This is a genomic window from Ruminococcus sp. NATIVEDY160 (assembly GCF_045819885.1).
Lineage (GTDB): Bacteria > Bacillota > Clostridia > Oscillospirales > Acutalibacteraceae > Ruminococcoides.
The window spans coordinates 165,459-184,038 of record NZ_CP162391.1; the positions used below are offsets into that span (position 1 = coordinate 165,459).

Here is an 18,580-nt window from a genome sequence, read left to right on the forward strand (position 1 = left end):
AATCGGAGCGAAGCGACCATTAATTTTCCATTTTCAATTTTTCATTTTCAATTTAAACACAAATTCCTCTTGCGTCATCTGACAAAATATACTATAATAAATCTGTATGTAAATTTATCCGTATTTTGTATGGAGGAATGGAAGATGAGAGGAAAAATTGTCAGGAAGCTCGCGGCGGCGGGACTTTCCGCGGTTGTCGCCGTCAGCGCGTCTGTACCCGTGTTCGCGGCGGACAAGAGCTACAGCATTTCCGAAATCGGAGACATGAATATTTCACTGCCCGAGGACATCACGGTCATCGACCGAAACGCGCCCGACAGCGCGGAGTATTTCAAGCTCTTCGGACTTGACTACAATACCGTCATGTCGCAGATGGACTCGAACAACGTCTATCTCCAGGGCATGGACAGCACCGCGTCGCTGACCGTCACCGTCAGTATGACCGAGAGTGCGGATTCGCAGGAGCTTGAGAACTACAATCTCCTCTCCTCCGAGCAGCTCGGCGATATCGCGCGCAATTTCCTCAGCCAGCCCGAATACACCGCCTGCCGTATCGACGAGGCGGGCAAGCCCGTCACTTGGCTGAGCTTTGACACGAACGTCGGCGGAGTCAAGGCGTACCTCGCGAACACCGTATACGACGGCAGGAGCATCAACCTCACCGTCCAGCGCGCGGGCAAGGACGCTACCGACGACGACTACAATATCTTCACCTCCGCGGTATCGAGCGTCAGCTTCGGCACAAAGAACTTTTTACAGAAATACTGGCTCTGCCTCGCGATAGCGGCGGCAGCGCTGATAGTTCTCCTCGTTCTGCTCATACTTATAATAAAAACCGTCCGCTCGCTCAGGACACAGAAGAAGCAGCAGAAGGAAAACGACAAGATACTCGAGGAGCTTTCGGGCAAGTACTCGCGCCGCACAGCAGGCAAGCCCTCGGACGACGACAACCCCGCGGCGACGAAGGTCATTCCCGTTCAGAACAAGACCGCACCTCCCGAACCCGAGGAGGCAGCGCCCGAAGAAGTACAGCCCGTACCCGACGAACAGCAGCAGACGCCGCCCGAGGTCGTTGCGGAGGATTATGATGATTACGACGACGAGCCGCGCAGCAAGTTCACTGACGAACAGCTCGCGGAAATGCTCGGCGAGGAATTCGCGACCGACGAGCCGTATGTGATACTGCCGACCGAGCCTGAGCCTGTCCCCGGGGAGGAGCCCGAGGTCGTCAAGGAATACGTCCGTCAGCCCAAGCAGGCGGCACAGCCCGAAGAAGCGGAACCCGAAGAGGACGATTTCTTTGCGGGCGCGAACTTCACCGACGGAGAAGCGGAGCCTGACGAAGAGCCCGAAGCCGAACCCGAGGTTGAAGCAGCGGCAGAACCCGAACCCGAAGCGGAGCCGGTTGAAGAAGCCGCCGAGGTGATAGAAGCGGACAGACCCGAGCTGATTGAACAGCCCGAATCCGAGCCTGTTCCCGAAGAAGAACCCGAAGCGGAAACCGAGCCCGAGCCGATAGCCGAGGAGGTGCTCGAGCAGGCGTTTGAGGAAGCGGCGGAGAACGCGAAGCCCCTGACGAACGCCGAGCCCGAACCCGCCGGGGAATTCTACGACGAGGATGACGGCGACGATGATGACGACGGCGAGCCCGAGGCTGAACCCGACGAGCTCGAGGAATATATGAACGACGAGGTGCTTGTCCGCGAGGACGCGAAGTCCAACAAGTTCAGGGACAGCAGCGACTTCTTTGAGGAAGCGCCGCGCAAGAGCATGGGAGTGCTCAGCAGCCGCGATATCCAGGACGCCGAGGAGTACGACGTAATCGGCGAGGAGGAGAAGCGCGCCGAGAAGGTAAAGCGCGACGAGCCCGCGCCCAAAAAGAAAAAGAAGAAAAAGTCAGGCGGCTTCAAGGGCTTTGCACTGGGCTTCCTCGCGGGAGCGAAGTATTTCTTCGTTCACTGCGGCTACTTTATTACAAATGTCTACCGCCTGATAAAGCGCAAGCATAAAATCAGGAAGCGCAAGAAGGCTGAGGAGGAGCGCCGCAGACGCGCACGCGAGCGCGCGGCACAGCAGCGCGCAAGGGCAGCTCAGCGCGAAAGACAGCAGAGAGAAAACGGCGGTCTTGTACAGGTTCACAGCCGCGACGACCGCAGACCACCCTCAGGTCAGCAGCGCAGACCCTCAGGTTCACCCCAGCGCAGACCGTCAGGTTCGGCACAGCGCAGACCGTCGGGCAGCCAGCAGCGCAGACCGCAGCAGAAGCGCAGACCCGCGGGTTCACAGCAGCGCAGACCGCAGCAAAAGCGCAGACCTCCCGAGAGAAGATAGGAGTACAGATGAAAACAGTTATTAAAAACGCGACGGTCGTTTCACCCGCAGACGGGCTGAACGGCGTATGCGACATTCTGATAGAGGACGGCAAAATCGCCGCGTTCGGCAATGACCTCACCGCCGAAAACGTAATCGACGCGGCGGGACTTACAGCCGTTCCCGGGCTTGTGGACATGCACGTCCACCTTCGCGACCCCGGTCAGACCGCCAAGGAGGATATCCTCACGGGCTGCCGCGCGGCGGCGGCAGGCGGCGTCACCAGCCTGCTCGCGATGCCCAACACCAACCCCACGACCGACAGTCCCGAAACCGTGCGCTGCATTCTCGACAAGGCGAAGAACGCCGACGCGAGGGTGTACGTCGCGGCGAGCGTGACAAAGGGACTCAAGAGCGAGGAACCCACCGACCTCGACGCGCTCAAGGCGGCAGGCGCGGTGGGACTGAGCGACGACGGCAGACCCGTGGTCAATACGGCGTACCTCAGAAATGCGATGAACCGCGCGCCAAAGCTCGGCATGACGGTAGTCGCACACTGCGAGGACTTGTTTTTGGCGGACGGCGGCAAGATCAACGAGGGCGAGATCTCTGCACAGCTCGGCGTCAAGGGAATACCCGCGGCGGCTGAGGACTGCGGAACAGCGCGCGAGATAGCTCTCGCGGCGGCTGACAATGTCCCGATACATATCTGCCACGTCAGCACAGCGACGAGCGTCGAGCTTATCCGCGACGCAAAGCGCAGGGGAGTGCAGGTCACGGCTGAAACCGCGCCGCATTACTTCTCGCTGACCGAAAAGGAGCTTCTCAGGCGCGACGCTGACTACCGAATGAATCCGCCCCTGCGAACCGAAAAGGACGTTCAGGCGATAACAGAGGGACTTCTCGACGGCACATTGGACGCGGTCGCCACAGACCACGCGCCGCATACCGTTGAGGAAAAATCCGACTTCGTGAAGGCGCCGAACGGCTCGATAGGCATGGAGACCTCGTTCGGAGTGTCGTACACATATCTCGTAAAGACAGGGCTGATGACGCTTTCGCAGCTCGTTGAAAAAATGAGCCTCAACCCCGCGAAAATCCTCGGTATCCCCGCAGGAACACTTGCTGTCGGCGCGAACGCCGATATCGCCCTTATCGATACGAACGAGGAATGGACGGTCGACGTTGAGAAGCTGCACGGCAAGAGCAAAAACACACCCTTCAAGGGCATGACGCTGACGGGAAAGGTCAAGATGACGATCCTCGGCGGCAAGGTCGTTTTTGAGAGTGAAGTAAAGAATAAAGAATAAAGAATAAAGAATAATTGTGGGCGGGCTCTGCCCGCACCCGATTTATATTATTGGGTTATATACGAACGCTGCTCAGAGAATAGCAACGGTAAAAAATAATACACACAGACGGGCGCGGGCATCCGATATACGACGACAATCCGCGCTGTCTGCCCGGAGATAAAAAAATTGGGTTATATACGAACGCTGCTCAGAGAATAGCAACGGTAAAAAATAATACACACAGACGGGCGCGGGCATCCGATATATGACGACAATCCGCGCTGTCTGCCCGGAGGAGAAAAGTATGGCACAAAAAGGTAATCTTCTGTCCGTCAGACAGGACATACGCGTCGTTGACGCAACTATCCGCGACGGCGGACTTTGCAACGACTTCCGCTTCTCGGACAACTTCGTCCGCGACTTGTACAAGGCGAATCTCAAGGCGGGAGTCGACTACATGGAATTCGGCTACAAGGCGAGCAAGGAAATTTTTGACGAGGACGACTTCGGCAAGTGGAAGTTCTGCAACGACGACGATATCCGCGCGATAATCGGCGAGGGCAGCCCCAAAATGAAGGTCGCTGTCATGGCTGACGTCGGCAGAACCGACTTCGAAACAGACATTATCCCCAAGAACGAGAGCCCGATCGACCTCGTCAGGATCGCGACATATATCAATACCATTCCCGCCGCGGTCGAGATGATCGAGTACTGCGCAAAGCAGGGCTACGAGACCACTATCAACATCATGGCGGTCTCAAAGGCGAGAACAGAGGACATCAAGACAGCCCTCGAAATCCTCGGTCAGACTCCCGTTTCATGCTTCTACATCGTCGACAGCTACGGCTCTCTCTATCCCGAGGAAGCCAGAAGGCTAGCCGAGATGTACGGAGAGATCGCCGACAAGTACGGTAAGCTCACGGGTATTCATGCCCACAACAACCAGCAGCTCGCCTTTGCGAACACCATTGACGCGATGGCTTACGGCGCGAGCTACCTCGACGCGACAGTCAACGGCATGGGCAGAGGCGCGGGCAACTGCGCGCTCGAGCTGCTTCTCGGCTTCCTCAAGAACCCGAAGTACAAGGTCAACCCGATCATCAAGTTCGTTCAGCAGAACATGAACAAGCTCCGCGAGGAAGGCGTAAAATGGGGCTACGACATTCCGTACATGCTCACGGGTCAGTACAACACCCACCCGCGTCCCGCTATCCAGTTCGTCAGCGACAACCGCGAGGATTACTACAAGTTCGCGAACGACCTTTACGACATTATTAATTCTTAATGATGAAAAATTGAAAATTGAGGTAGAATATGGCTTTTGATAAGTTGATTGAAAAGATTATAGAAACACAGAACCCCACAGTCGCGGGACTTGACCCGAAGCTCGACTATGTTCCCGCTTCGATAAAGAACGCCTGCTTTGAGAAGTACGGCAAGACCCTCGAGGGTGCGGCTGCCGCGCTGCTCGAGTTCAACAAGAGGATAATCGACAATATCTGCGACATCGTGCCTGCCGTAAAGCCGCAGGCGGCGTACTACGAGATGTACGGCTGGCAGGGCGTGAAGGCTCTGACCGAGACCATCGCCTACGCGAAGGCTAAGGGCATGTTCGTCATTACCGACGGCAAGCGCAACGACATCGGCACCACCATGGAGGCATACGCCACCGCTCACCTCGGCGCGACCGACGTAGCGGGTGAGAGCGTTGAGGCGTTCGGCGCGGACGCGCTCACAGTCAACGGCTACCTCGGCACCGACGGCATCAAACCCCTCGCGGGCATCTGCAAGGAGCGCGACAAGGGCATCTTCGTTCTCGTCAAGACCTCCAATCCCAGCTCGGGCGAGCTTCAGGACATGAAGCTCGAAAACGGCGCGACCGTCTATGAGCAGATGGGCAGAATGTGCGAGAGCTGGGGAGAAGAGCTGATGGGCAAGTACGGCTATTCGGCAGTCGGCGCGGTCGTCGGCGCGACATACCCCGGACAGCTCGCCGAGATGCGCGAAAAGGCGCCCCACACCTTCTTTCTCGTACCCGGCTACGGCGCTCAGGGCGGCGGCGCTGAGGACGCTAAGAACGCATTTGACAAGAACGGCCTCGGCGCGATAATCAACTCAAGCCGCGGCATCATGTGCGCGTGGAAAAAGCAGGGTCTTACAGAGGAGGACTTCGCCGAGGCGGCGAGAGCCGAAGCCCTGAGAATGAAACAGGATATCCTCAACACAATAGGCGAAATCAAATATTAAGATTATTGAAAGGCGCTCCGGAAGGGGCGTCTTATTAATTGAAAATGAAAAATTGAAAATTGAAAATTACGGGCGGGACACCCGCACCCGATTTATATTTTGGAGCGAAGCAGCCAAAAACTACCCAACTACCAAAAAATTAACTGAAAATTTTTGTTAATTTTTTAACTATTGACAATCCCTATTTAAAAGCGTATAATCATATGGTAAAATAGGGCAGTATGGGGTTATATACCGCAATTCGCTCAAGTAATAAAAAGGGAGTTTTAGACAATGGCAAGAGTTTACAATTTTTCCGCAGGCCCGTCCATGTTACCCGAGTCTGTACTTAAAAAAGCAGCCGCAGAAATGCTCGACTACGAGGGCAGCGGCCAGAGCGTTATGGAGATGTCACACCGCAGCAAGACCTATGACAAGATCATCAAGGACGCTGAGGCTCTCCTCAGAGAGGTTATGAATATTCCCGACAACTACAAGGTTCTCTTCCTTCAGGGCGGCGGTTCGACACAGTTCGCCATGGTTGCCCTCAACCTCATGAACAAGAACAACAAGGCTGACTATATCGTGACCGGTCAGTGGGCAAAGAAGGCTCTTCAGGAGGCTCAGCGCTACGGCGACGCTCAGGCTGTCGCTTCCTCAGCCGACAAGACCTTCACCTACATTCCCAAGACAGATAAGTCCATGTTCCGCGAGGACGCTGACTATGTTTACATCTGCCTCAACAACACAATCTACGGCACGGTTTACCACGAGCTTCCCGATACAGGCGATATCCCGCTCGTAGCTGATATCTCCTCCTGCATCGTGAGCGAGCCGCTTGACGTTTCCAAGTTCGGTCTGCTTTTCGCGGGCGCACAGAAGAATATGTCCGGCGCAGGCGTTACCATCGTAATCGTACGCGAGGATCTCATCGGCAACGCTATGGACATCACACCCACCATGCTCAACTACAAGACTCACGCTGACGCTGATTCTCTGTACAACACACCGCCCTGCTACGCTATCTATGTTGCAAAGCTCGTGCTCGAGTGGATCAAGAACGAGGTCGGCGGCCTTGACAAGATGAAGGAGCTCAACGAGAAGAAGGCTAAGCTCCTCTATGATTTCCTCGACAGCTCCGAGATGTTCAAGGGCACCGTTGTTCCCGAGGACCGTTCGCTCATGAACGTACCCTTCGTAACAGGCGACAGTGATCTCGACGCTAAGTTCGTCAAGGAGAGCACAGCGGCAGGTCTTGTTAACCTCAAGGGTCACCGCACAGTCGGCGGCATGCGCGCTTCCATCTACAACGCTATGCCCTACGAGGGCGTTGAGGCTCTCGTTGACTTCATGAAGAAGTTCGAGGCAGAGAATAAATAATCTATTAAAGGACTGATTTGTATGTATAACGTACTCAAGTTAAATAAAATCGCGGCGATCGGCACCGACCGTCTCGGCGCGGACTACAGCTGCGCTGACAGCGTTGAGAATCCCGACGCTATCCTCGTCCGTTCCGCTTCCATGCTCGACATGGAGTTCGGCTCAAACCTCCTCGCTATCGCGAGAGCAGGCGCCGGCACAAACAATATCCCCAAGGACAAGTGCGCTGAGCAGGGCATCGTTGTTTTCAACACTCCCGGCGCTAACGCAAACGCCGTTAAGGAGCTTGTTCTCGCGGGACTTCTCCTCTCCTCCAGAAAGGTCGTAGAGGGCATCGAGTGGGCCAAGACTCTCAAGGGCAACGGCGACGCTGTCGGCAAGATGGTCGAAAAGGGCAAGAGCCAGTTCGTAGGCCCCGAGATCATGGGCAAGACCCTCGGCGTTATCGGTCTCGGCGCGATCGGCATTCTCGTTGCGAACGCGGCTGACGCTCTCGGCATGAAGGTTGTCGGCTTCGATCCCTTCGTCTCCGTTCCCAACGCGCTCAGACTCAACCCCGACGTCACCCTCCTCAAGAGCGCAGAAGAGGTCATGACCTCCTGCGATTACCTCACTATCCACGTTCCGCTCACTCCCGAGACAAAGGACATGGTCGACGCCGAGACGATCGCCAAGATGAAGGACGGCGTGCGCATTCTCAACTACAGCCGCGACGGTCTTGTAAACGCCGACGCTGTGCTTGAGGCTCTTAAGAGCGGCAAGGTCGCTAAGTACGTCACCGATTTCGGCAACGACAAGCTCCTCTGCGAGGAGAACGTCATCGTTCTGCCGCACCTCGGCGCTTCAACTCCCGAGTCTGAGGACAACTGCGCTGTTATGGCGTGCGATCAGGTCAAGGAGTACCTCGAGAACGGCAATATCATCAATTCCGTTAACTATCCTGCCGTATCTCTCCCGAGAAGCGGCGACAAGCGCATCTGCGTGATGCACAAGAACGTACCCGAGCGCATTTCCGACGCTCTCAGCGGTGTTACCGTTGTCGGTATGCTCACAAAGAACCGCGGCGACTACGCCTACACCATCGTTGATGTAAAGGGCGACGCCGACGCTGACAAGCTCGCTGCCGTTGACGGCGTAATCAAGGTAAGAGTTCTGTAATTGAATAAACTCAAAGGGGCTGACCTGCGGGTCAGCCTTTTTTAGTTGAAAATGAAAAATACAAATCGGAGCGAATCGACCCTTAATTTTCCATTTTACATTTTCAATTTTCAATTAAAACAGCGTTACTCCGAACATATGCAGCACCCATAGTATCAGTCCGTAGATCGTGGCGGCGAAGGTGCCGTAGACGATCACGGGGCCTGCTATCGCGAACATTTTCGCGCCGATTCCCGTGATCAGACCCTCCGTCTTGAACTCTATCGCGGGCGAGGACATTGCGTTCGCAAAGCCCGTGATTGGTACGAGAGTACCCGCGCCGGCGTGCTTTGCTATTTTGTCGTAGACGCCTACGAAGGTCAGCAGTATTCCGAGAAAAATCAGCGTCACCGAGGTGAGGGTTTTCGCGTCCTTATCATTCAGCCCGAGCGCGTTGTACGCCTCAAAGAATCCCTGTCCGACCGCGCAGATACCGCCGCCGATACAGAACGCCGCAAGGCAGTTGACGTATGTTTTTGATTTCGGCGAATTGCGTTTCACAACCGCGCTGTATTCCTGTGGAGTCATATCGACCACTCCTGTCAAAAAACTGTACTTTTATTATTTCCGCGCGTGCCCTAATTATGTTAAATTTATCACTTTATTTTTTTGCGGCCTTGTAGTATAATAACTATATATGTGTAAAAAAGGAGGAGTGGGCTTGCATTATCTCGACAACAGCGCGACGACGGCAGTATCTGCCGCCGCGGCCCGGAAGGCTCTCGAAATCATGACAGAGAACTTCGGCAACCCTTCCTCTCTCCATACCCTCGGAATCAACGCCGAGCACGAGCTCGAAGCCGCACGTGATTTTGTCGCGCGCGCGATCAGCGCGGACAGCGGCGAAATCATTTTTACAAGCGGCGGCACCGAGGCGAATAACTTAGCGCTTTTCGGCGCGGCAGAGGCGAAGCGCAGAACGTGCAGGCGTGTGATAATTTCATCAACGGAGCACAGCAGCGTGATAGAAGCGGCAAAGAAGCTCTCCGACGACGGCTATGAGGTCGTGCGGATTTCTCCCTCGGAGAACGGAGTAATCGAGCCGTCCGATGTAGCATCCGCCGTCACTCCCGACACCTCGCTCGTGTCCGTCATGCTCGTCAACAACGAAACAGGCGCGATAAATCCCGTCGCGGAGATATTCGAGGCGGTTCGCCTTCGCAACAAGAACGTAATCTGCCACACCGACGCGGTTCAGGCGTTCGGCAAGCTCGATTTCAAGGTCAAGAAGCTCGGCGCGGATCTGCTGACTGTCAGCGCGCACAAGGTTCACGCGCCGAAGGGCTGCGGAGCCTTGTACATAAAGAAGGGCGTGCGTATCCTGCCGCGCCAGATAGGCGGCGAACAGGAGAAGCGTATCCGCTCAGGCACGGAGCCTCTGCCCGCGATAGCGGCGTTCGGGGTCGCGTGCACGGAGTTTGACATCGCGCACAACCTCGCTCTTGTTTCCGAACTGAATAATTACGCCCGCGAAAAGCTCACGCAGATCGACGGCGTTATGATAAATTCGCCCGAAAACGCACTGCCTTACGTGCTCAACATCTCGGCAGGCAGAGTCCGCAGCGAAACAATGCTCCACTTCCTCGAGGAGAGGGAGGTCTATGTTTCCTCGGGCAGCGCGTGCGCGAAGGGCAAGCCAAGCCACGTACTCAGCGCGATGGGTTACTCAAGACAGCGTGCCGACAGCGCGCTGCGCATCAGCTTCTCAAAGCTCAACACAAGGGACGACGTCGACGCTCTCTGCGAGGGAATCGCCCTCGGACTAAAGACGCTCGCCCACAGATAAGGATATATTTTATGAAAGAAATTCTACTGCTCAAGGACGGCGAAATCGTCCTCAAGGGACTCAACCGCCGCCAGTTTGAGGACGCGCTTAAGCGCAACATAAAGCACTCGCTCTCGGATTTAGGCAGGTTCGACATCTCGTCGGCGCAGTCGACCATCTACCTCAGACCGCTTTCCGACGACATCGACCTCGACGAGGCGTGCGACCGCGTTTCGCGCATATTCGGAATCGTCTCTTTTTCGCGCGCGGCTGTCTGCCCCGAAAAGACCCTCGAGTCGGTGCTCGAAACCGCGCCGGTATATCTCGAAAAGATTCTTGGAAGCGCAAAGACCTTCAAGGTCGAGGCGAAGCGCAGCGACAAGAAGTTCCCGTTCAAGTCGCCCGAGATCTGCCGCGAGACAGGCGGACTTCTGCTCTCGAAGTTCCCTCACCTGAGTGTCGACGTGCACAACCCCGACGTCACGGTATATGTTGAGATCCGCGACTTCGGCGCGTATATCCACGCTGACCCCATTCGCGGCGCGGGCGGAATCCCCGTCGGAACGGGCGGACGCGCGGCGATACTTATCAGCGGCGGCATAGATTCACCCGTCGCGGCGTACATGATGGCAAAGCGCGGAATAAAGCTCACCGCCATTCACTTCGCAAGTCCGCCCTACACCAGCGCGAGGGCTGAGGAGAAGGTCGTAAAGCTGCTGCAGAAGGTCAGCCGCTACGCAGGCCCGATGCGAATGTACACAGTACCGTTTACAAAGCTGCAGGAAAAGCTCCGCGACGACTGTCCCGAGGAGCTGTTCACGATAATCATGCGCCGCCTGATGATGCAGATCTCGGAGAGGATCGCCAAGCAGCGCGACTGCGCGGCTCTGATCACGGGCGAGAGCCTCGGTCAGGTAGCGAGCCAGACCATCGGTGCGCTCGGCTGCACCGACGAAGCGACAGACATGGTGGTTTTCCGTCCGCTTATCGGCATGGACAAGCAGGAGATCATCAATATCTCATACAAAATCGACACCTACGAAACCTCGATCGAGCCTTACGAGGACTGCTGCACGGTATTCACACCGCGCCACCCGCGCACAAAGCCGATACTCAAGTTCGTCAAGGCAGCGCAGGAGCAGGCGAACTTTGAGCCGCTGATCGAGGAAGCGCTGAACAACCTGAAGATCACATACATCGAATAACCCACCCACTAAAACGGAAGGAAATTAACGGCGTGTTTATTGAAATTATTTCCGTGAGCAAAAAGACCGAGCAGGACATGCTGCCAGACCGCGAGGACGAGCTGCGGCTGAGTCTTGCGAAATACGGCTATTCGCTCAAAGCTATCAAAAAGACAATTATGCACCCGACGCTTATCAACGCCGAGCTGAGCAATATCGCGAAGTCCGACGATAAGCCCGACGTAGTCATCATCGCCAACGCCCTGCGCACAAAGGACGAACGCTCCTTCAAGAAGTACTTTGTCGAGACCGTCGCCGCCGCCGAGCGCGCGGAAAACGAGCCTGTGCCCAAGGATTACTGGAAGAAACGCCGCAAGGCTGTTGCCGAGGCAAAGGCGAACGGCGCGACAACTCAGGAGCTTGAGGCTCTCGAAAGCGAGCTCGACGTCACAAGGCGAAAGGCGAAGGTATTCTCTCTCGGCGACTTCGGCGAGGGCTACCGCGGCTACTGCTTTGTATTCAAGGGGATACGCGTCGCGGCGGTACCTCAGGCTGAGCTGACGGGCAACGACTTCGGTCAGGTCGCCGCGCTCGCTGCGGTACGCACCACCGAGATCTACGAGAATTCCTCGAACGACTACCCCGACGGCTTCGGTGTGGAGAAGTACACTCCGCCAAAGACCGATTTCAAGAGCCGCTATGTTCCTATGCGCGGCGACTCGAGGTCGGAAATCGGCAGAAAGAGCGTTTCTATCGGAATGGCGCTCGTCTTTGTCGGGGCGTTCGCGTTTTTGATGTACAACATGGTATTCCTGAGTCTGCAGAACCAGCAGCTCAACAACGAGATCCAGAAGGTCGCACACCGCACCGACCGTTCCGACGACGACCACGCGCCCGACGTTGACGAGGGCAGCGGCATCGACTGGGACGAGCTGCTCGCGATCAACCCCGAGATCGTCGGCTGGATATACATAAACGACACCAAAATCGACTATCCCGTCCTCTGGCACAAGAGCGACGATATGTACAGCCAGTACTACCTCAACCACAACTACAAGGGCGACTGGGACTCCTACGGCACGATATTCCTCGACTACCGCGACCTCGACGGCACCGACAGCAAGAACGTCGTCATGCACGGCCACCATATGAACGACGGCTCAATGTTCGGCAACCTGATGAGCTACGCGGGCATGTCGGGCAACCTCGACTTCTACGAGGAAGCGCCGATAATCGAGTTCGACACCCCGAAGGCTGACGGAAAGTACAAGATAATCTCCGTATTCAAGACAAACACTCTCTCGAGCCAGGGCGAGTTCTTCAACTACCTGCGCGCGGACTTCCAGAACGAGAAGGACTTCATGAACTACGTCTACGACGTCCGCGTCCGCTCGCTGATAAACTGTCCCGTCGACGTAAACGAGGACGACGAGCTGATAACGCTCTCGACCTGCTCCTATGAGTTCACGAACTTCCGCACAGTCGTCGTCGCGAGAAGAGTCCGCATCGGCGAGAAGGCTGAGGTGGACACCAGCAAGGCGAGCATCAACGACAACGCCGTCTGGCCTGAGGTTTACTACAACGCCTACGGCGGCACGCGCCCGAAGGTCACTGACTTTGTCACCGCCTACGAGAACAAGGAAATCGACTGGTACGACGGCAAGCTCGACTTCAAGGATCAGAAGGTCACCGGCACGACCGACGAGGACGACGAAACAACGGCAGGCAGCACCAAGAAAGGCACCACAGCCCAGCCGACGACCGAGCTGAGGATATTCCATACCGTCACCTTCATCAACTACGACGGAAGCGAGATCAGCACTCAGGAGGTCGAGGACGGACTGTCGGCAGATCCGCCGGCGGATCCCGTAAAGCCCGGCGACGAGTACTTCGACTACGTGTTCAAGGGCTGGCAGCTCGACTTCAACGTCGTCCAGAGCGACATGACGATCGCACCGAACTTCGAGGCAGTGCGCAAGCCCGCCGAATCTCAGTAGGAGGTGCGAAATGGACTGTTCGGTTATCTACTACGCGGCGAGGAAAACCTCCTTCTGCGAAAAGGCGCTCAACCGCTGTCTGTCGCCGCTTCACCTGAGGATCAGCTCAGCGTGCTTCGCAAACGGCGCACAGCAGCTCGGTGAAAGACTGATCGAGGCGTTGAGCACAAACGGTATCTGTGCCGTCGTCGGCGGAATGGAGTTCACCGACGAACGCGCCGTAACGCGGATCATCTCAAACGCCGCGGCTTCAAGCCGTCCCGAAACCGTCAGGAAGCTGCCGTGCACGGGCGGCTGCGGATACCTGCTCAGGGCAGGCAGCCAGCTTCTGCTGCTTCTTCCCGACGACCCCGGCAGGATCGAGGAGATCCTCCGCGGCGATTTAAGCGACTACATCAGAAATACTATAATATAAATGATTGCGAGGGTATATGATATGAACACTAATGCGTTTGAAACCTACGAATCCGTTGTCCGCTCCTACTGCAGACACTTCCCCAAGGTATTCACCGAGGCGACAGGTGCCGTTATCAAGGACGAGGACGGACAGGAGTACATCGACTTTTTCTGCGGCGCAGGCGCCGTAAACTACGGCCACAACAACCCATACATCAAGCAGAAGCTCGTCGAGTACCTTTCGACCGACGGCATTATCCACGCGCTCGATATGTACACCGTCCCCAAGCGCGAGTTTATCGAGACGCTTGAGGAGAAGATCATCAAGCCCCGCGGTCTTGACTACAAGATCCAGTTCTGCGGGCCCACCGGCACAAACGCGGTAGAAGCCGCGATCAAGCTCGCCAGAAAGAACACGGGCAGAAGCAACATCTTCGCCTTCATGGGCTGCTTCCACGGCATGACCCTCGGCGCGCTCTCGCTGACCTCCGAGATGTACGCGAGAAACGGCGCAGGTGCGAGCCTCAACGACGTCACCCACATTCCCGCGCCCTATATGTTCGAGGGACTTGACGTTATCGAATACATGCAGACGCTTATCGACGACGACCACAGCGCGGTTTCAAAGCCCGCCGCGGTAATCATGGAAACACTGCAGGCTGAGGGCGGTATCCGTCCGTTCACCGATGAATTCCTCCGCGATGTAAGAGAGTTCTGCGACAGAAACGGTATCCTGATGATCGTCGACGACATTCAGGTCGGCTGCTGCCGCTGCGGCACCTTCTTCTCGTTCGAGAGAGCGGGAATCAAGCCCGACATGGTAGTAATGTCCAAGTCCATCGGCGGCATGGGCATGCCCCTCGCCATCGTACTCCTCAAGGAGGAGCTCGACAAGTGGAAGCCCGGCGAGCACAACGGCACCTTCCGCGGCAACCAGCTCAGCTTCATCGCCGGCAAGGCGAGCTTTGAGTGGCTGCTCAAGAACGACGTCGAGGCTGAAACACGCCGCAAGGGTGAGATCGTCCGCGAGTTCCTGACCAAGGAGGTCATCTCTCTCGACAGCCGCCTCGAGCTGCGCGGAATGGGTCTTATCTGGGGTATCGACTTCGGCAAGATCAACCCCGAATTAAGCGAGCAGATCATCGAGAAGTGCTTCGAGCAGAACCTCATCTGCGAGTGCGCGGGCAGAAACGGCGCTGTCCTCAAGATCATGCCTCCGCTCGTAATCGACGACGAGCTGCTGATGAAGGGTCTTGAAATCATTGCCGCCGCCACAAAGGAAGCTCTGGCATAAAACAAAAAACACGGGATTGGCTGAGTGCCAATCCCGTCTTTTTTATGTAAAATGAAAAATGGAAAATTGAAAATTAATGGCGGCGCCGGTGGGCGCTTTCTCCGTCTTAGGAGAGGTTCATTTGACCCCGACGCTTCATAAACGGCGGGTCAGACGCTTTCGTTTGCGGCTGTTGCGCCTATCTTTGAGAAAACCTATTTAATTTTCCATTTTCAACTTTCGATTTTCAATTAATATTCTATTCCTTTTCGCGCCTGAATGCCTCTGTCGTAGGGGTGCTTGTGCTTCTTGAACTCCGTGACATAGTCCGCCGCGTCGATGAACCTCTTCGGCGGCTTTCTGCCGGTCATGATGATCTCAATGTTGTTCGGTGCGTTCGAAATGAACTCAAACACAGAGCTTTCACTGAGCATTCCCTCGTTGATAACGTCAAACACCTCGTCGAGCACGATCATGTCGTAGCGGTCGGACAGTGTGATCGAAACGGCGCGCTCGAATATCCCGCGGTACATCATGCTGACCTGCTGGCGCTCGCGGTCGTCCATCTCGTAGGTGAACTTAAGCTCCAGCGGACACGAGGTCAGGGTTATCCCGTCGATCGACTGCAGCGCGAGCCGCTCGCCGGTGTTTTCGGTTTTCAGAAACTGCACGTACATTACGCGCATACGGTTGCCTGCGGCACGCAGAGCAGCGCCCGCCGCGGCGGTGCTTTTGCCCTTTCCGTCGCCGTAGTAGGCGTGAATCATAGCTATCTCCTCGCTTTTCGGTGATTAGGTTGTGATATTTTGGTTCTGATTTTAGGACAGACAATATTTGACTTTATTTAAATTATAAATCGAAGTTCCCGATTTGACAATATAGCAAAGTTAACAAAAATTACATCTGATGTTCGGAAAAGTTCTACAAGGGATTTTTCGCCCGATTTTGCTCCAAGACTTGAAAAAACGGCTTGAATGCGCTATAATAACACTTGCGTGACTGCACACTGATATGCGATGAAGCGGGAGGTTGCGGCTGAAAGATGCCGGTTTTTCCGTGGAGTATGTCCGATTTTAAACCGGGCGATTACAATGAAACAAGGGTATTTTTGCGGCAAGTGGGTTGCTTTGCCATAACTATGCTCTTTTTGCGTTCAGATGTACGCCGATGAACTGAATAGTGAGTCGGTTTTTTTCATGCGGGGTGAGGAAACACCCGGGTGAGTTTCTGGAATCTGAGCGCGATCAGCCCGCCTAACAGAGCGTTGAGAGTAACGCGCTCGACGCAAAAGAGTGCCGGGGGTTTGCCATATAACCCAAACGGCGAACCAACGCACAAAAATTTTAAGGAGGCGACGATATGGCAGTCAAGGAAAAGATCAGGATAAGATTAAAGGGTTACGATCACTCTCTCGTAGATCAGAGCGCTGAGAGAATCGTTGCTACGGCAAAGCGCACAGGCGCGAGAGTTTCAGGTCCCGTACCGCTCCCCACCGAGAAGCAGATTGTTACAATCCTTCGCGCGGTACACAAGTACAAGGACAGCCGTGAGCAGTTCGAAATCAGAACCCACAAGCGTCTTATCGACATCTTAAGACCGTCAAACAAGACAGTCGAAGCTCTTATGAGCTTAGAGCTCCCTGCCGGCGTTGATATCGAAATCAAGCTTTAATCGCTGAGGAACGATACCAACCTACAAGCAGACAGGGTCATGTTGGCACAGCCAACCAATAACCTACAAGGAGGATAAATTCTATGCAGAAAGCAATCATCGGCAAGAAAATCGGCATGACACAGATTTTCGATGAAAAGGGAAGAGTTGTTCCCGTCACTGTTGTTGAGGCAGGTCCCTGCGTGGTAACCACCAAAAAGACAGTTGAAAACGACGGCTACGCGTCCGTACAGCTCGGCTATGGCGACCTCAAGCCCCACAAGGTTAACAAACCCATGAAGGGCTTCTTCGACAAGAACGGCGTAGCACCCAAGAGAATTCTCAAAGAGTTCCGCTTTGAGGACACCGACGCTTTTGAAATCGGTCAGCTCGTCAAGGCGGACGTATTCACCCCCGGCGACAAGATTGACGTAACCGGCAAGAGCAAGGGTAAAGGTACCGCGGGCGTAATCAAGAGATGGAACTTCCACCGTCTCAAGGAAAGCCACGGCACAGGTCCCTGCGTCCGTCACGGCGGCTCAATCGGCGCCTGCTCATCGCCCTCAAGAGTCTGGAAGGGCAAGAAGATGGCAGGTCACCTCGGTTCAGAGCAGGTAACGGTTCAGAACCTCACAGTCGTTAAGGTTGACGTAGAAAACAACCTCATCGCTGTCAAGGGCGCCGTTCCCGGACCCAACAAAGGAATCGTTGTTCTCAAAGATTCCGTGAAGGCGTAAAGGAAGGGGGATTATAAATGCCTAGTATTACAGTTGTAAATATGGAAGGCAGCAGCGTCGGCACAATCGACCTCGCTGAGTCCGTATTCGGTATTGAGCCCAACGCCGCTGTTATGCACCAGATGGTAGTCAACTACCTCGCGGCACAGCGTCAGGGCACACAGTCTGCTCTTACAAGATCAGAGGTTTCCGGCGGCGGCAAGAAGCCGTGGAGACAGAAGGGCACAGGCCGCGCAAGACAGGGCTCGACAAGAGCTCCCCAGTGGACACACGGCGGCATCGTGTTCGCTCCCAAGCCCAGAAGCTACCGCTTCACAGTCAACAAGAAGGTAAGACGTCTCGCAATGAAGTCCGCTTTCTCGACTAAGGCTGCAGAGAGCAATATCATCGTTGTTGATTCCATCGCAACAGATGAGTACAAGACCAAGAAGATTGCTGCAATGCTCAACGCCATCGGCGCAGAGAAGAAGGCGCTCATCGTACTTCCCGAGGTTGACAGCAAGGTTATAAAGTCCGCTTCAAATATCCCCGGCGTAAAGACCGCTCAGGTCAACGAGCTGAATGTTTACGACATTCTCAACGCTGACAAGCTCGTCATCGCCAAGGACGCGGTAAGCAAGATCGAGGAGGTATACGCATGATCGCTCACGATATTATTGTACGCCCGATCATCACCGAAAAGAGCATGCTCGGCGCGGTAAATAAGGTATATACCTTTGAAGTTGCAAAGACAGCGAACAAGATCGAAATCGCAAAGGCGTGCGAGGCAGCCTTTAAGGTAAAGGTTGCAAAGGTCAACACCGTTTCCGTCCGCGGCAAGTTCCGCCGTCAGGGCAGAAACAACGGCGGCTACACCAAGAGCTGGAAGAAAGCCATCATCACCTTGACCGAGGACAGCAAGCCTATCGAATTTTTTGAAGGCATGATGTAATTTTATGCGCTGACCGTCCGAGCCCGAGAATAACGAACTGCGAGGACTGAGCCGCAGAGCAGCGACGAGCTTCGGCGCGGGTCAGACGAGTGGGAGTTATCCGAGGAGAAGCGAGGACGACGAAGCGTGATATGGCGCAGTCTGACAGAGAGCGCCTCACGCAGAACGCTTCAGTGCACAAAATGCAAGTAGTTATGGGAAAAGCCATTTCCCGCAAAACCATCATGAGGAGAGTGAAAACT

Annotated in this window: 17 protein-coding genes; 15 read left to right on the plus strand and 2 right to left on the minus strand. The window is 55.3% G+C overall.

What is annotated here, in order from left to right; genetic code table 11:
- The first annotated feature begins 144 nt into the window (after positions 1 to 144).
- From AB1I49_RS00795 to AB1I49_RS00820, 6 genes are all read left to right on the plus strand, one after another.
- Positions 145 to 2,331, plus strand: coding sequence for a hypothetical protein (locus tag AB1I49_RS00795; protein WP_407721155.1), 2,187 nt, complete (start codon positions 145 to 147; stop codon positions 2,329 to 2,331).
- Between the two features lie 8 nt (positions 2,332 to 2,339).
- Complete coding sequence (locus tag AB1I49_RS00800) at positions 2,340 to 3,620, plus strand: dihydroorotase (RefSeq protein ID WP_407721156.1); 1,281 nt, start codon at positions 2,340 to 2,342, stop codon at positions 3,618 to 3,620.
- A gap of 286 nt (positions 3,621 to 3,906) precedes the next feature.
- A complete protein-coding gene (locus AB1I49_RS00805) occupies positions 3,907 to 4,887 on the plus strand; it encodes an aldolase catalytic domain-containing protein (protein WP_316610798.1) in 981 nt (326 codons plus the stop codon).
- Between the two features lie 29 nt (positions 4,888 to 4,916).
- The gene (gene pyrF / locus AB1I49_RS00810; RefSeq protein WP_407721157.1) at positions 4,917 to 5,849 is read left to right on the plus strand and encodes an orotidine-5'-phosphate decarboxylase; all 933 of its coding nucleotides are present in this window, start codon (positions 4,917 to 4,919) and stop codon (positions 5,847 to 5,849) included.
- Positions 5,850 to 6,122: 273 nt separating this feature from the next.
- Positions 6,123 to 7,208 (plus strand): 3-phosphoserine/phosphohydroxythreonine transaminase, encoded by a 1,086-nt coding sequence (gene serC / locus AB1I49_RS00815; protein WP_316610796.1) that lies wholly within the window; start codon positions 6,123 to 6,125, stop codon positions 7,206 to 7,208.
- A gap of 21 nt (positions 7,209 to 7,229) precedes the next feature.
- Positions 7,230 to 8,366, plus strand: a complete 1,137-nt coding sequence (locus AB1I49_RS00820; protein WP_316611201.1) for a 3-phosphoglycerate dehydrogenase family protein — start codon at positions 7,230 to 7,232, stop codon at positions 8,364 to 8,366.
- 114 nt (positions 8,367 to 8,480) lie between these two features.
- Here the strand turns inward: AB1I49_RS00820 and spoVAC are convergent, their stop codons facing one another.
- Positions 8,481 to 8,933 carry a stage V sporulation protein AC gene (spoVAC, locus tag AB1I49_RS00825; protein ID WP_186833766.1) on the minus strand — a complete coding sequence of 151 codons (453 nt, stop codon included), beginning with the start codon at positions 8,931 to 8,933 and terminating at the stop codon, positions 8,481 to 8,483.
- 127 nt (positions 8,934 to 9,060) lie between these two features.
- Between spoVAC and AB1I49_RS00830 the strand changes: the two genes are divergently transcribed.
- The 5 genes from AB1I49_RS00830 to AB1I49_RS00850 are packed head-to-tail and all read left to right on the plus strand — an operon-like array spanning position 9,061 to position 15,041.
- Positions 9,061 to 10,191, plus strand: a complete 1,131-nt coding sequence (locus tag AB1I49_RS00830) for a cysteine desulfurase family protein (RefSeq protein ID WP_407721158.1) — start codon at positions 9,061 to 9,063, stop codon at positions 10,189 to 10,191.
- 11 nt (positions 10,192 to 10,202) lie between these two features.
- Positions 10,203 to 11,375 carry a tRNA uracil 4-sulfurtransferase ThiI gene (gene thiI, locus AB1I49_RS00835; RefSeq protein ID WP_316609649.1) on the plus strand — a complete coding sequence of 391 codons (1,173 nt, stop codon included), beginning with the start codon at positions 10,203 to 10,205 and terminating at the stop codon, positions 11,373 to 11,375.
- A 32-nt stretch (positions 11,376 to 11,407) separates the two neighbouring features.
- Entirely contained in the window at positions 11,408 to 13,351 is a 1,944-nt protein-coding gene (gene srtB, locus AB1I49_RS00840; protein WP_407721160.1) for a class B sortase, read from the plus strand.
- A gap of 10 nt (positions 13,352 to 13,361) precedes the next feature.
- A complete protein-coding gene (locus tag AB1I49_RS00845) occupies positions 13,362 to 13,766 on the plus strand; it encodes a hypothetical protein (protein ID WP_316619567.1) in 405 nt (134 codons plus the stop codon).
- Positions 13,767 to 13,787: 21 nt separating this feature from the next.
- The gene (locus AB1I49_RS00850) at positions 13,788 to 15,041 is read left to right on the plus strand and encodes an aspartate aminotransferase family protein (protein WP_316609646.1); all 1,254 of its coding nucleotides are present in this window, start codon (positions 13,788 to 13,790) and stop codon (positions 15,039 to 15,041) included.
- A 230-nt stretch (positions 15,042 to 15,271) separates the two neighbouring features.
- Here AB1I49_RS00850 and AB1I49_RS00855 read toward each other — a convergent pair whose 3' ends face one another.
- Positions 15,272 to 15,787, minus strand: a complete 516-nt coding sequence (locus tag AB1I49_RS00855) for a cob(I)yrinic acid a,c-diamide adenosyltransferase (protein WP_316611207.1) — start codon at positions 15,785 to 15,787, stop codon at positions 15,272 to 15,274.
- Positions 15,788 to 16,379: 592 nt separating this feature from the next.
- Here AB1I49_RS00855 and rpsJ point away from each other — a divergent pair.
- The 4 genes from rpsJ (at position 16,380) to rplW (ending at position 18,338) form a co-directional block, all read left to right on the plus strand.
- Positions 16,380 to 16,691: a 30S ribosomal protein S10 gene (rpsJ, locus tag AB1I49_RS00860; protein ID WP_092965937.1), complete on the plus strand. Its 312-nt coding sequence runs from the start codon at positions 16,380 to 16,382 to the stop codon at positions 16,689 to 16,691.
- An 83-nt stretch (positions 16,692 to 16,774) separates the two neighbouring features.
- Positions 16,775 to 17,407, plus strand: a complete 633-nt coding sequence (gene rplC, locus AB1I49_RS00865) for a 50S ribosomal protein L3 (RefSeq protein WP_186833773.1) — start codon at positions 16,775 to 16,777, stop codon at positions 17,405 to 17,407.
- Positions 17,408 to 17,424: 17 nt separating this feature from the next.
- Complete coding sequence (rplD, locus tag AB1I49_RS00870) at positions 17,425 to 18,048, plus strand: 50S ribosomal protein L4 (RefSeq protein ID WP_186833774.1); 624 nt, start codon at positions 17,425 to 17,427, stop codon at positions 18,046 to 18,048.
- Positions 18,045 to 18,338, plus strand: coding sequence for a 50S ribosomal protein L23 (rplW, locus tag AB1I49_RS00875; protein ID WP_186833775.1), 294 nt, complete (start codon positions 18,045 to 18,047; stop codon positions 18,336 to 18,338). Before rplD ends, rplW begins: the two co-directional genes overlap by 4 nt.
- Positions 18,339 to 18,580: the final 242 nt, after the last annotated feature.

What these genes read in the sequence shown, in the direction of transcription:
- AB1I49_RS00795 (WP_407721155.1), top strand. Translation starts at nt 145, where the DNA reads ATGAGAGGAAAAATTGTCAGGAAGCTCGCGGCGGCGGGACTTTCCGCG.
- AB1I49_RS00800 (WP_407721156.1), top strand. Translation starts at nt 2,340, where the DNA reads ATGAAAACAGTTATTAAAAACGCGACGGTCGTTTCACCCGCAGACGGG.
- AB1I49_RS00805 (WP_316610798.1), top strand. Translation starts at nt 3,907, where the DNA reads ATGGCACAAAAAGGTAATCTTCTGTCCGTCAGACAGGACATACGCGTC.
- pyrF (WP_407721157.1), top strand. Translation starts at nt 4,917, where the DNA reads ATGGCTTTTGATAAGTTGATTGAAAAGATTATAGAAACACAGAACCCC.
- serC (WP_316610796.1), top strand. Translation starts at nt 6,123, where the DNA reads ATGGCAAGAGTTTACAATTTTTCCGCAGGCCCGTCCATGTTACCCGAG.
- AB1I49_RS00820 (WP_316611201.1), top strand. Translation starts at nt 7,230, where the DNA reads ATGTATAACGTACTCAAGTTAAATAAAATCGCGGCGATCGGCACCGAC.
- spoVAC (WP_186833766.1), bottom strand. Translation starts at nt 8,933, where the DNA reads ATGACTCCACAGGAATACAGCGCGGTTGTGAAACGCAATTCGCCGAAA.
- thiI (WP_316609649.1), top strand. Translation starts at nt 10,203, where the DNA reads ATGAAAGAAATTCTACTGCTCAAGGACGGCGAAATCGTCCTCAAGGGA.
- AB1I49_RS00845 (WP_316619567.1), top strand. Translation starts at nt 13,362, where the DNA reads ATGGACTGTTCGGTTATCTACTACGCGGCGAGGAAAACCTCCTTCTGC.
- AB1I49_RS00850 (WP_316609646.1), top strand. Translation starts at nt 13,788, where the DNA reads ATGAACACTAATGCGTTTGAAACCTACGAATCCGTTGTCCGCTCCTAC.
- AB1I49_RS00855 (WP_316611207.1), bottom strand. Translation starts at nt 15,787, where the DNA reads ATGATTCACGCCTACTACGGCGACGGAAAGGGCAAAAGCACCGCCGCG.
- rpsJ (WP_092965937.1), top strand. Translation starts at nt 16,380, where the DNA reads ATGGCAGTCAAGGAAAAGATCAGGATAAGATTAAAGGGTTACGATCAC.
- rplC (WP_186833773.1), top strand. Translation starts at nt 16,775, where the DNA reads ATGCAGAAAGCAATCATCGGCAAGAAAATCGGCATGACACAGATTTTC.
- rplD (WP_186833774.1), top strand. Translation starts at nt 17,425, where the DNA reads ATGCCTAGTATTACAGTTGTAAATATGGAAGGCAGCAGCGTCGGCACA.
- rplW (WP_186833775.1), top strand. Translation starts at nt 18,045, where the DNA reads ATGATCGCTCACGATATTATTGTACGCCCGATCATCACCGAAAAGAGC.